Consider the following 12,073-nt stretch of genomic DNA (forward strand, 5'->3'; position numbering starts at 1 on the left):
AGATTCACAACAATTTGCCGCCAGGCGGACTGCTCGGCCGGTTGGCGGGCAGGTGGTTGACGATGCAGTCCAGCGCGCGCGTATCGGTCTTGCCGCCGCCCAGCGCCCCGCTGATCGAATCGCGATACTGCGCAACGCTGATCCGCTTGTAGTACAGCCGCGAGGTCTGGTCGAGCCAATAGACATAGTTGTCGTCGCCATTGCCGCCATTGGTGCGCAGCCAGTCGCTGATATTGCTCGAGCCGATGACCATGTTGGGGCATGACTTCTGCAGTGAATCGAGATAGGCGTTGAAGCCCTTGGCCTCGATGTTGCGCACCGAGTCGGGGGCGCAGGCGGCAGAGGCGAGCACGGCCGCCACAGCGGCGGCCAGTGCGATGCCGCGCGTGGCGGCATGGGTGTTGCGACGCTCGGAGGCTTGCTGCACGGCAGATTCCTTGACGAGTGGCAGTGCCGTCATCTTAGGCCATCCCGCGTGCTCACGGGCAATGCGGGTGATCAGTCGTCCAGCGTCTCATGCACCGCCGCCGCGCCGCGCTTCCAGTAGCTCGATGCACGGATGCGCGTCTTGTCGATGCCGCGCTCAGTCACCAGGTATTGCCGCACCGCGCGCATTGCAACCGATTCGCCCGCCGCCCACACATAGCCTTCGCCACGCGGCAGCGTCAGCTTGCGCAGTGCGGGCTCGAGCAGGCTGCCTTCGGGCGCGTCGCCGCGATGGAGCCAGTGCACCTCCACATCCGCCGCACTGGGCAGCGCGATTTCGGCTTTGGCATCTGCCACTTCAAGCACGACCAGCGCCCGCGTTCCGCCGCCCAGCTCTTCGAGCCTGCGGCCGATGGCGGGGAGCGCAGTCTCGTCGCCGATCAGCAGGTGCCAGTCGAAGCCGGTGGGTACCACGAAGGAACCGCGCGGTCCGCCGACGCCAAGGTATTGCCCCGGCTTTGCCTGTGCCGCCCACGTCGAGGCAGGGCCGTCGCCATGCAGGACGAATTCGAGATCGAGCTCCTGTGCAGTGGCGTCATAGCGTCGCGGCGTATAGTCGCGCGCCGGCGGGCGCGGCTGCCCTTCGGGGAAGACCGGACCATTGGGGCCGACTTCGGGAAGCACTGGCTTATCCGCGCCGGGCGACGGGAAGAAGACCTTCACGTGATCATCGAATGATGCCGAGACAAAGTCCGCCAGATCGGCGCCGCCCAGCGTGACGCGCAGCAACTGCGGCGACACCAGCTGCGTGCTCCGCACCTGCAGCAGGCGCATCTTGAGCGGATGGCGAACGCGCTGGACGGTCAGCTCGCGCGCGGGAATGGAAGTGTTCTGCTCTGTGGTCGTCATGGAATTCCTTGCGTTGCGTAGCCCCTGCACTTGCCGGGCCCACATGCCAATGGCTGCTGCGAACGTCAGCGCCACGGATCAGCTTTTGGGACCGGCTTCGATCTCGGCCGTGGCCTGCGACAGGATGTCGGCGATGCGCCGCTGCTCGTCGGCCGATGCCTCGCTGCGCATGGCCAGCGCCCGCTTGAGCGCCATGCGCGCCTGCACGAACTCCGGCAGCCAGCCGCCCTGCTCAGGTTCCGGCTGCGGCTCACCCGCCATGGCGCGGCGCATCCAGTCCATCTTGCGCGCCACATGGCGCAGCTTGCCGAGCATCAGGTCGATGCGCTCGCGGTTGGCGGCCAGGTGGGCGCGGCCCGTGTCGGAGAGCTGATAGCGCTTCTTGTTCCCTTCGGTATCGACCGTGGCATAGCCGACCTCCTCCAGATAGGTCAGCGCCGGATAGACCATGCCGGGGCTCGGCTTGTAGAAACCGCTGGTGCGCGTTTCCAGCGCCTTGATCAGCTCGTAGCCGTGACTGGGCTTTTCCTCCAGCAGCGCGAGCAGCAACAGTTGCAGGTCGTCGGCGCTGAACTTGCGGCCGCGGCGCCAGCCTTCGCCGTCAAAGTCGCCCGGCCCGCCAAAGCCCTCGCCACCATCTCCGCCTCCGCCCCAGAACCCGCCGCCGCGATGGTGGCCGCCGACGGCGTGCCACATGAAGTGCGGTGAAAGGCGCACAAGGATGTGATGACCGAAGCCGGCCATGCCGAAACGATCGGGAGGATGGCGCATGGAATACTCCAGATATGTCGTAAAACATATCTTACGATATATCTGGAGATAGTCAAGGCGGCTTTGCCGGCCGCTTGTGAATCCCTGTCCCGGCTATTTCATGCGATACCAATAACAGCCATCCGCCCCGCTTTCACGCACCGCCTCTCCGCGCTCCAGCAGATAGTTCAGATGAGCGATGCTCTCCCCCGTCGCCATGCCCAGCAGCCCACCTCCGCCCGTGATCGGCCGCGAGAACAACTGGGCGAACACATCCACTGCCCGCTGCGGCTCGGCGAGCGCCTGCCGCAGCCGGTCCAGCGCCTGGTGCTGGCTGTCGCGGAGGTAGTCGACACGGGCGTGCAGGCCGCGGAAGGGCTCGTTGTGTGCCGGCAGGACCAGCACGTCGTCGGGCACTTCGGCGCGCACCTTGTCGAGCGAGGCGAGCCAGTCGCCCATCGGATCCGCGTCGGGCTCGGTCGGGAAGACCGACACGTTCGACGAAATTCGCGGCAGCACCTGGTCGCCCGAAATCAGAAGCTTCAGGTCGGGGCAGTAGAGGCAGGCGTGCTCGGGCGAGTGCCCAGTCCCGACCACGACGCGCCAGGCGTGGTCGCCGATCTGCAGGGTGTCGCCGTCGCTGAGGCGGTGGAAGCTCTCTGGCAGCGCATGGACATACTTGCCGAAGCCACCGAAGCGGGCGCGATAGACCTCCAGGTCATCGTCGCTCCAGCCGGCCTTGCGATAGAAGTCGATGGCTTCGCCAGGCGCCGCGCGCCCGGTGTCCGCGGCCAGCACGCGGCACATCAGGTATTCGAGCCGGGTCATCCATAGGCTGCAGCCGAACTTGTGTGTCAGCCAGCCGGCCATGCCGATGTGGTCGGGATGCATGTGGGTGACGAAGAGCCGCGTCAGGCCGCCGTCCCCCAGCGCGCCGCCGCTGGCAAAGAGCGTGCGCCACGCCGCGGCGGTTTCGGGGGTCTGCATGCCGGAGTCGACCGCCGCCCATCCGTCGCCATCGCGGATCGCCCAGAGATTGATGTGGTCCAGCCGCATCGGCATCGGCATGCGCAGCCACAGCACGCCGGGCGCGATGTCATGCGCGTGGCCGGGTGCCGGCGCATCGCCGCACGGATAGTCGAGGACGGGTTTTTCGAGAGGGGGTTCGATGGGGGCGTGTTGGCTCATGTCTTCCTCAGCCATGCTCAGTGGCTTGCTGTCCGGATGGGTACCGGCCCAGAAACGAGCCGGCCGCTTTCTCTAAACAGCAACCACCTTAGCCGAGATACCCCATTCGCGCCACGTTGCGCAGCGCATCCCGTGCGCTGTTCGGCCGGCGTCACCCCATGGCCGGCCCTTGTGGCGTTTGCAGCAGCTAGTGTTCTGTTCCGTAGGTAGCTTGCCAAAATGAAATCGTTCAGTTGGCCGTCAGGCTAGGCGCGAGGAGGCGCCATAGCTGTGGCTATGGCAACGACGAGCAACGACGCATGGCGGGCAACTGGGCGATTTCATGGCAAGGTATCTGCGGAACAGGACACTAGTGCCCCCGTGCCGGCAGGACTTTGCCAGGATTCAGCAGGTTCCTGGGATCCAGCGCCTGCTTGACCTGCCACATCAGTTCCAGTTCCACCGCCGACTTGTAACGCGTCAGGTCGTCGCGCTTGACGACGCCGATGCCGTGCTCGGCCGAGATCGAGCCGTTCTCGGCATGGGCCATCGCATCAACCAGGGACGAGATCGGCTCATACCATTGCGCAAGGAATGCCTTGGCCGTCTGGTCCTTGGGGCGCAGCGGGTTGAAGTGGACGTTGCCGTCGCCCATATGCCCGTAGATCACCATGCGGGCGGCGGGCTCCAGCGCGAGCACCTTTGCCGAGGCCTCTTCCACGAATGCCGCGATGCGCGACAGCGGCACCGAGACATCGCACTTGATGCTGCCGCCGGTGCGGGTCTGGGCGTCGGAGATCTCTTCGCGGATGCGCCAGAAGGTCTGCGCGTCCGACAGGCTCGCGGCCACGGCGGCATCCACCACCAGCTTCTGTTCAAAGCCCGATTCGAGGATTTCCATCAGCGTGGCGTTGAGGCTCTCGGCATCCGTGCCCGAAGTCAGCTCGATCAGCACCATCCAGTCGTGCCTGGCGGGCAGCGGCGCCGCGACATTGCCCAGGTATTCCAGCACCAGTTCCAGCGCCGGCTGCGAGATCAGCTCGAAGGCCGTCACCGCCTGACCAGACAGGTGCTTGGCCTCGCCCAGCAGCCGCACGGCGGCTGCCGGGCTGTCCACGGCGACGAACGCCACGGCCGAACTGCGCGGCTGCGGCATCAGCTTCAGGACCGCGCCGGTGATGATGCCGAGCGTCCCCTCCGCACCGATGAACAGGTGCTTGAGGTCGTAGCCGGTGTTGTCCTTGCGCAGGCCGCGCTGCGATGAATAGATGCGCCCATCCGGCAGCACGGCTTCGATGCCCAGCACCAGGTCGCGCATATTGCCGTAGCGCAGCACCGCCGTGCCGCCGGCATTGGTCGACAGGTTGCCGCCGATCTGGCACGAGCCCTCCGAACCGATACGCAGCGGGAACAGGCGCTGCTCCGCTTCCGCCGCGCTGCGTGCCGCGCTCAGCGTAACGCCGGCCTGCACGGTCATGGTGTCGTTGATGGTGTCGATGGCCAGCACACGGTTCATACGGCTGAGATTGACCACCACGGCCGTGCCGCTGTCGTCGGGCACGGCGCCGCCCATCAGCGAGGTATTGCCCCCTTGCGGCACCACCGGCACGTTGTTGGCATAGCACCACTGCAGGACCCGGCTGACCTGTTCGGTCGACGACGGCATCACCACGACCCGCGCGCGGCCGTGATAGATGCGGCGATAGTCGGTGACATAGGCCTGCGTATCGGTGTCGCCGCTCAGGCAGGCGCGTTCGCCGACGATGGCCTGCATCGCGCGCAGGGTGGCATCGGGTGTCGTGGCTTGGTCTTGCATATTCGGTCTTGTAAGGAAAGCGGTTCAGTAGGCGGCCGAAGGCGTACCGGCCGTGCCGGCAGCCTGCCCCGGCTTGAATTCAGCCGCCAGCCGGCGCGCCGCGCCGGCATAAAGCGAAACATCAACGCCCGTCGCTACAAAGGTGCATCCCAGCTCCAGGTAGCGGCGCGCCAGTGCTGGATCCGACGTCAGCGTGCCGGCCGCCTTGCCGCTGGCAATGATGGTGCGCATGGCGCCCTCGATCGCGGCCTGGACTTCCGGATGCCCGGGCCGGCCGCGATGGCCCATCGACGCCGCCAGGTCGGCCGGGCCGATAAACACGCCGTCAACGCCGTCCACGGCGCAGATCGCTTCCAGGTTCCCCAGGGCCGTGACAGTTTCGGCCTGCACCAGCAGGCAGATTTCGTCATCGGCCACGTCGAGGTAGTCCGTGCGGGCGCTCCAGCGCGAGGCGCGTGCAATCGCACTGCCGACACCCCGGATACCCTGCGGCGGATAGCGCGTGGCGCTGACCAGTGCGCGCGCCTGCTCGGCCGTATCCACCATCGGCACCAGCAGGCTCTTCGCGCCGATGTCCAGCAGTTGCTTGATCACCGGCACTTCGCCCGCCACGGCGCGCACCACCGGCTGCGAGGGGTATGGGGCCACGGCCTGCAGGGCCTGCAAGGTGCTGCGCAGGTCGTTTGGGGCGTGCTCGCCGTCGATCAGCAGCCAGTCAAAGCCGGCGGTGGCGGAGACTTCGGCCAGGTAAGGCGTTGCCATCGAGAGCCAGAGGCCGATCTGCGCCTGGCGGGCCGCCAGTGCGGCCTTGAAGGGGTTGTTAGCAGGCATGGTGTTCCATATCCGGTTTGCGCTTCGGTCCGTGCCGGTCAGCCGAGCTGGCCCTGGCACAGGTATTTGGTATGCATGTAGTCGTCCAGGCCATGGCGCGAGCCCTCGCGGCCGTAGCCGGATTCTTTCACACCGCCGAACGGTGCCGCTTCGGCTGCGATGGCGCCTTCGTTGATGCCGACCATGCCGGTCTCCAGTGCCTGCGCCACGCGCCAGATGCGGCGCACGTCATTCGAGTAGAAGTACGCGGCAAGACCGAACGGTGTGTCGTTGGCGTCGCGGATTACCTCTTGCTCATCATGGAAGCGGAACACCGGAGCGACCGGCCCGAAGGTCTCCTCGCACGACAGTTCCATCTCCGGCGTGGCGCCGACCAGCACGGTGGGCGCGTAGTAATGGGGGCCGTCCTCCGCGCGCAAGCGCTTGCCGCCGGTCACCACCCGCGCGCCTCGGGCGACCGCGTCTTCCACGTGCCGGGCGATCTTGTCGACGGCGCGGGCATTGATCATGGGGCCGATCTGCGCTGCCTCTTCAGTGGCCGGCCCGACGTGGAGCGCGCCGACGCGCTGCGCGAGGCGTTCGACAAAGGCATCATGCACGGCGTCCTGCACATAGACCCGGTTCGGGCAGACGCAGGTCTGGCCCCCGTTGCGGAACTTGGACGCCATCAGGCCATCGACCGCCGCATCCAGATCGGCATCGTCGAACACGATGAACGGCGCGTTGCCGCCCAACTCCAGCGATAACTTCTTGAGCGTGGCGGCGGACTCGCGGGCCAGGTGCTTGCCAACCGGCGTGGAGCCGGTGAACGTGATCTTGCGCACGCGGCTGTCGGCCAGCCAGGCATCCACCACGACAGGCGTATTCGCGCGCGAAGCCGTGACGATATTGAGCACGCCGGCCGGAATGCCGGCTTGCTCGGCCAGCCAGACCAGTGCGAGGGCCGTCAGCGGCGTGTCCTCGGCCGGCTTGGCGACCACGGTGCAGCCCGCGGCCAGCGCCGGCGCAATCTTGCGGGCAATCATTGCCAGCGGGAAATTCCACGGTGTAATCGCCGCGACCACGCCCACCGGTTCCTCCAGGACCAGCAGCTTGCGGCCAGGCACGGCCTCGGCCACGATGTCGCCGCAGATGCGCGTGGCTTCTTCGGCAAACCATTCGACGTAGGAGGCTCCGTACAGGACTTCGCCGCGCGCTTCTTTCAGTGGCTTGCCCTGCTCGGTCGAGATGATGAGGGCGAGATCTTCCTGGTTGGCCAGGATCAGTGCGTGCCAGCGCTTGATCAACTGGGCACGTTCGCGCGCCGGGCGGCGGCTCCATGCCGGGAACGCGGCGGCCGCGGCATCGACCGCCTGGCTGGCATCATCCGCATCGCTGTCTGGCACATGGGCGAAGGTCCCGCCGGTGGCGGGATTTGCCACCGGCAGCCTGCGATGCTGGCCTGCCTCGCGCCACTGCTGGTTGATGAAGTTCTGGCTGCGCAGCAGCGCAGGCTGGGAAAGAGACAGGGACATGAGGCTTGCGTGAAAGGCGTTGCGGAACCCGGCGCGTCAGCTGACGATGCCGAGGTGCCAGGGCACGAACTCGTTGTCACCAAGGCCTAGCGCTTCGCTCTTGGTGGGCTGGCCCGAGGCGGCCTGCAGGATATGCTCGAAGATGCGCTGCCCCATCTGCTCGACGGTCAGTGCGCCGTCCAGCACCAGCCCGCAGTTGATGTCCATATCGTTCTGCAGGCGGTTGTACATGGCCGAATTGGAGGCCAGCTTGATGGTCGGCGCCGGCTTGGAGCCGAACATCGAGCCGCGGCCGGTGGTGAAGCAGATCAGGTTGGCGCCGCTGGCAATCTGGCCGGTCGCGGCCACCGGGTCATAGCCCGGCGAATCCATGAAGACAAAGCCCGCCTTGTCGATCGGCTCGGCGTATTCGTACACGGCCTGCAGCGGCGTGGTGCCGCCTTTCATGGCAGAGCCCAGCGACTTCTCGAAGATGTTCGCCAGCCCGCCCTGCTGGTTGCCGTGGCCGACCACGCCGTTGAACTGCGCATTGTGGCCGGCGGTATAGCGCTCCCACCAGGCCAGCCGCTCCAGCAGCTTCTGTCCGACTTCCGGCGTAACCGCGCGGCGCGTGAGCATGAATTCCACGCCGTGGATCTCGGGCGTTTCGGACAGGATGGCGGTGCCGCCGTGGCGCACCAGGATGTCCATCGCCGCCCCCAGCGCCGGGTTGGCGCTGATACCGGAAAAGCCATCCGAGCCGCCGCATTCCAGTCCGATCTTCAGGTGGCTGGCCGACACCGGCTGGCGTACCGCCGCATTGGCGGCCGGCAGCATGGCCTCGATGGCGCGGATGCCGGCATCGATGGTCTCGCGCGTGCCGCCGGTATCCTGCATGACCAGCGTGTGCACGGCCGGTCCCGGCACCAGTCCCTGCGACTCGACCAGCGAAGCCACCTGATTACGTTCGCACCCGAGTCCGACGATCAGCACGCCGGCCAGGTTGGGATGGCGCGCATAGCCGGCCAGCGTACGGCGCAGCACGTCGAAGTGCTCGCTCGGCGAGGACATGCCGCAACCACTGGTCTGCGCAAAGGCCGCCACGCCATCCACATTGGGATACGCCGCCAATCGCTCCGGCGTGAAATACGCCGCGATATGGCGGATTACCGTGGCCGAGCAGTTCACCGACGACAGGATGCCGATAAAGTTGCGCGTGCCGACGCGGCCATCCGGACGCACAAAGCCCATGAAGGTGGCGCGCTCGGCCTCGGGCACATAGTCCACCGGACGCACGTCCTGGCAGAAGGCCGGGTCGCGGTAGAAATCGACCAGCTTCAGGTTGTGCGAGTGCACGTGGTCGCCTGGGGCAATATCGCGCGCCGCCACGCCGATCACGGTGTCGTACTTGCGCACGGGCGTGCCGCTGGCAATCGCGCAGGCCGCGATCTTGTGGCCGGCGGGCACCTGCGCGCGCACGCGCAAAGCCGGATCAGCGAGTTGCTGCCCCAACGCCAGGTCGCTCCTGGCGATCAGGACGTTGTCGTTGGCGTGCAGCCGGATGACGGGATTGTTGTTCACTGGCAATCAACCTTGCTGCAGCAGTTCCCTGAGCTTCAGGCGCTGGATCAGTTGGGTTTCCTGGTCGTACACCGTGGCTACATATTTCTTGTACTCGGGGCCGTCCAGGTACATCACGGGCGCGTCCAGCCGGGCGGCTACCTGCTTGAATTCGTTGCTGGCCACGGCCGCGCGGAACACTTCGCGCAGCTTCTTCTCCACCGCCGGCGGCATGCCCTTGGGCGCGCCGATGCCGTTAGGGGCTTCCACCACGACGTTGTAGCCGAGTTCCTTCAGCGTTGGCGTGTCCTTGAAGCGCGACGCGCGCTGTTCTCCCCAGGTGGCCAGCAGGCGCATCTTGCCGGCTTCCACGTGCGGGGCCCAGGAGCTCGAATCCGCCAGCATGTCGACCTGCCCCGCCAGCACGTCCTGCAGCGCCGAGGCGCCACCCTTGTAGGCGATGGCATTGAACTGCACGCCGGCGGCCAGCGCGAACTGCTCCATGCCAACGTGCGTGGCGCCGCCAATGCCGGCGTGGGCATAGGTAACCTTGCCCGGGTTGGCCTTCGCGGCGGCCACTGCGTCCTTCAGCGTCTTGAAGCGGGAGTTCGTCGGCACGGCAATGCCGAAGGTCTGGCCCGAGGTGCGCGCCAGGTAGGTCAGCTCGGTGCGCGGGTCCAGCTGGAGCATGCCAAGCTGCGAGAAACGCGTGACCGAGATCGGAATCTGGCCGATGGTGTAGCCGTCAGGCGTGGCACGCGCCAGCGCCTTGGTGCCGATCATGCCCGACGCCCCGGCACGGTTCTCGACCACGATGGATTGCTTGAGGATGGCAGAGGCCACCTGGCACAGCGCGCGCATCGACTGATCGGCGGTGCCGCCTACCGGCCACGGGCAAATGAAGGTGATGGGACGCTCGGGATACTCGGCTGCGGCCCGGCCGACGCCGGGCAGGATCAGTCCGGCAGTGCCTGCGGCGGCGGCCGCGACGCCGCTGATGAGCACGCGGCGGCGCATCGGATTGATGGGGAATCCTTGGGTCATGTGCGGGTGTCTCCGTTGTTCTGGTCTCGCGGGCCGGGCAGCCGTCCTCGCTCTGTCCGCATTCTGGTGCGCCTGAACATAACAATCCAATCAAAAAGTGGCATTGCTTCATAACCTTACGGTTAGGTAGACTCCGGGCCATGGCCAATATCGATCGCGCGCTGCGCTCCAATATCAAACTACGCCATCTGCAGCTGCTGGTGGCCCTGGACGAGTTCCGCCACCTGGGCCGCACCGCGGAATTCCTGTCGGTGAGCCAGCCGGCCGTGTCGAAGGTGCTGACGGAAGTCGAGAAGATGCTCGGCCTGACCCTGTTCACGCGCTCCACCCGCGGCACCGAGCCGACTGCCGCCGGCGAGTCGCTGGTGCGTTTCGCGCGTTCGGTGCTGGCGCAGTACGAACAGACACGTGACGAAATCGCCGCCGTGGAAAGCGGCGCATCGGGCCGCATCCGCGTCGGCTCGATGGGCGCGGCACTGCCGGTCCTGCTGGCGCGTGCGGTCGGCCTGCTCAAGGATCGCTCAGCCCGGGCGACGGTGCTGGTGGAGGAAGGCGACCTGACCCACCTGCTGCCAAAGCTGCGGCTGAGCGAGCTGGACCTCATCGTCGGCCGGCTGGAACCCGGCTATGCGGCGCCGGACCTGCTGACGGAAGCGCTCTACGACGAGCAGATGGTGGTGGTTGTCAAACGCGGCCACAAGCTCGCGCGCAAGGCCCGCCCCGGCTGGAGCGACCTGGCGGCGATGCCTTGCGTGCTGCCGCCGCCATGGGCCTCGCTGCGGGTCAAGATCGAACAGGCGTTCTACCAGCACGGCATGCATCCCCCGCAGGACGTGATCGAATCATCGTCCTATCTCGCCACCACCACCTTCATCAGCCAGCGCAGCGCCGCCGGCTTCATGGCGCAGTCCCCTGCACGGGCGCTGGAAGCGGAGGGCCGCCTGCATATCCTGGCGATGGACGTGCCGGTAGACCTGCCCCCGGTGGGCATCATCACGCTGCGCGAGCGCGCGCCGACGATCAGCGCCGAGCAGTTGATCGAATGCCTGCGCCAGGCTTCGGCCGGGATCGGGCGGCGCTGAATGCGCCGGTGGTCGACGCCACTCAGGTTTGCCCGAGCATCCTCGGAACTTCTACGCCCGGCACCGACATGTCGATCCATAGAATCTCCCCCGCGGTAGAGTCGGTGATGTAGAGCGTATTTCGATCGGGCCCGCCGAAAGCCAGGTTGGTCAACGAATGACCGGAAGTGCCGCGGATCACCTCTACCGGCTCGGCGCGATGATTGAGCACCCATACATAGGCGAGCCCCGGGTTGGCGACCAGCAGGCGACCATCGATGTCCATTGCGAGTCCGTCCGGCCCACTGGGGCCGTAAGACGTGAAGAACTGCCCGGCCTTGGATACGCTGCCGTCCTCCAGCAAGGGCATTCGCCAGACGCAGTTGCCCCGCGTGACGGCGACAAACATAAAGCGCTCATCTGGCGACAGCACGATGCCATTCGGGCTCGGCACATTGGCAAGCAGCAGTTCGAGCCGGCCTTCGCGTGTCAGCCGATATACCCTGCCGGTGGGGTCATGCAGGCCGGTCTGGCCTTGATCGGTGAAATAGACGTTCCCCCGGGAATCCAGCGTCAGGTCGTTGACGCCCTTGAAGCTTTCGGTATTGCGGCGTGGCAGATACGGCCGGACCTCGCCTGCCCGCAGGTCGACTTCCATCAGCCCGTTGCGGTAGTCCGTGACAAGCAGCGACCGGGGACCGAGGAATTTCATCCCATTGGGCTCGCCGTCCCATTCGACAACCAGGTCCCAGTCGCCTTTGGGGTCAATCCTGAAGATCCGCCCGTTAGGAATATCGGTGACGTAGAGGTTGCCTTCGTCATCGACGACGGGACCCTCGAGAAAGGAGTCAATTTCACGACCACCCTGGTTCGCCCTGGACCACTCGGCTCGCCGCGGACTTCGATAGCGGGCAGGAAGGCTGGAAAACGACTCCGCTTCTCGTATGGTTGGTGAATTCAGCAGAAACATGTCCTGATACCTGTTGATAGTCTCGACAGCAGTTGATGCCACCTGG

General features: G+C 66.2%; 11 protein-coding genes. 1 reads left to right on the forward strand and 10 read right to left on the reverse strand.

All coding sequences use genetic code 11. The annotated features are described in order from the left end of the window. Positions 1 to 4: 4 nt before the first annotated feature. The 9 genes from RM96_RS32925 to RM96_RS32965 all read right to left on the reverse strand — a co-directional run bounded on the left by RM96_RS32925 (position 5) and on the right by RM96_RS32965 (position 9,996). Entirely contained in the window at positions 5 to 427 is a 423-nt protein-coding gene (locus RM96_RS32925; RefSeq protein ID WP_052279894.1) for a hypothetical protein, read from the reverse strand. 71 nt (positions 428 to 498) lie between these two features. Continuing rightward, complete coding sequence (locus tag RM96_RS32930) at positions 499 to 1,335, reverse strand: siderophore-interacting protein (RefSeq protein ID WP_052279889.1); 837 nt, start codon at positions 1,333 to 1,335, stop codon at positions 499 to 501. Between the two features lie 78 nt (positions 1,336 to 1,413). Then, complete coding sequence (locus RM96_RS32935; RefSeq protein WP_039015946.1) at positions 1,414 to 2,106, reverse strand: PadR family transcriptional regulator; 693 nt, start codon at positions 2,104 to 2,106, stop codon at positions 1,414 to 1,416. A gap of 93 nt (positions 2,107 to 2,199) precedes the next feature. After that, complete coding sequence (locus RM96_RS32940) at positions 2,200 to 3,288, reverse strand: MBL fold metallo-hydrolase (RefSeq protein ID WP_039015947.1); 1,089 nt, start codon at positions 3,286 to 3,288, stop codon at positions 2,200 to 2,202. A 334-nt stretch (positions 3,289 to 3,622) separates the two neighbouring features. Next, on the reverse strand, positions 3,623 to 5,026 hold the full coding sequence (locus tag RM96_RS32945; RefSeq protein WP_082016826.1) for an FAD-binding oxidoreductase: 1,404 nt from the start codon (positions 5,024 to 5,026) through the stop codon (positions 3,623 to 3,625). Between the two features lie 66 nt (positions 5,027 to 5,092). Then, positions 5,093 to 5,899 (reverse strand): 4-hydroxy-2-oxoheptanedioate aldolase, encoded by an 807-nt coding sequence (gene hpaI, locus RM96_RS32950; RefSeq protein WP_039015949.1) that lies wholly within the window; start codon positions 5,897 to 5,899, stop codon positions 5,093 to 5,095. Positions 5,900 to 5,937: 38 nt separating this feature from the next. Further along, positions 5,938 to 7,413 carry an NAD-dependent succinate-semialdehyde dehydrogenase gene (locus RM96_RS32955; RefSeq protein ID WP_039015950.1) on the reverse strand — a complete coding sequence of 492 codons (1,476 nt, stop codon included), beginning with the start codon at positions 7,411 to 7,413 and terminating at the stop codon, positions 5,938 to 5,940. A 36-nt stretch (positions 7,414 to 7,449) separates the two neighbouring features. Then, on the reverse strand, positions 7,450 to 8,973 hold the full coding sequence (locus RM96_RS32960) for a UxaA family hydrolase (RefSeq protein WP_039015972.1): 1,524 nt from the start codon (positions 8,971 to 8,973) through the stop codon (positions 7,450 to 7,452). 6 nt (positions 8,974 to 8,979) lie between these two features. Further along, positions 8,980 to 9,996: a tripartite tricarboxylate transporter substrate binding protein gene (locus RM96_RS32965; RefSeq protein WP_039015951.1), complete on the reverse strand. Its 1,017-nt coding sequence runs from the start codon at positions 9,994 to 9,996 to the stop codon at positions 8,980 to 8,982. A 140-nt stretch (positions 9,997 to 10,136) separates the two neighbouring features. Between RM96_RS32965 and RM96_RS32970 the strand changes: the two genes are divergently transcribed. Continuing rightward, a complete protein-coding gene (locus RM96_RS32970) occupies positions 10,137 to 11,078 on the forward strand; it encodes a LysR substrate-binding domain-containing protein (RefSeq protein WP_039015952.1) in 942 nt (313 codons plus the stop codon). 22 nt (positions 11,079 to 11,100) lie between these two features. On the opposite strand, the gene RM96_RS32975 is transcribed toward RM96_RS32970, so the two are convergent. Then, positions 11,101 to 12,027 carry an SMP-30/gluconolactonase/LRE family protein gene (locus RM96_RS32975; protein WP_039015953.1) on the reverse strand — a complete coding sequence of 309 codons (927 nt, stop codon included), beginning with the start codon at positions 12,025 to 12,027 and terminating at the stop codon, positions 11,101 to 11,103. Positions 12,028 to 12,073: the final 46 nt, after the last annotated feature.

Origin of the sequence: Cupriavidus sp. IDO (assembly GCF_000812465.1) — a bacterium.
Taxonomy (GTDB): domain Bacteria; phylum Pseudomonadota; class Gammaproteobacteria; order Burkholderiales; family Burkholderiaceae; genus Cupriavidus.

Excerpts from the sequence above, each read along its gene's own strand:
- RM96_RS32930 (WP_052279889.1), bottom strand. The coding sequence starts at position 1,335 with ATGACGACCACAGAGCAGAACACTTCCATTCCCGCGCGCGAGCTGACC.
- RM96_RS32935 (WP_039015946.1), bottom strand. The coding sequence starts at position 2,106 with ATGCGCCATCCTCCCGATCGTTTCGGCATGGCCGGCTTCGGTCATCAC.
- RM96_RS32940 (WP_039015947.1), bottom strand. The coding sequence starts at position 3,288 with ATGGCTGAGGAAGACATGAGCCAACACGCCCCCATCGAACCCCCTCTC.
- RM96_RS32945 (WP_082016826.1), bottom strand. The coding sequence starts at position 5,026 with ATGCAGGCCATCGTCGGCGAACGCGCCTGCCTGAGCGGCGACACCGAT.
- hpaI (WP_039015949.1), bottom strand. The coding sequence starts at position 5,899 with ATGCCTGCTAACAACCCCTTCAAGGCCGCACTGGCGGCCCGCCAGGCG.
- RM96_RS32955 (WP_039015950.1), bottom strand. The coding sequence starts at position 7,413 with ATGTCCCTGTCTCTTTCCCAGCCTGCGCTGCTGCGCAGCCAGAACTTC.
- RM96_RS32965 (WP_039015951.1), bottom strand. The coding sequence starts at position 9,996 with ATGACCCAAGGATTCCCCATCAATCCGATGCGCCGCCGCGTGCTCATC.
- RM96_RS32970 (WP_039015952.1), top strand. The coding sequence starts at position 10,137 with ATGGCCAATATCGATCGCGCGCTGCGCTCCAATATCAAACTACGCCAT.
- RM96_RS32975 (WP_039015953.1), bottom strand. The coding sequence starts at position 12,027 with ATGTTTCTGCTGAATTCACCAACCATACGAGAAGCGGAGTCGTTTTCC.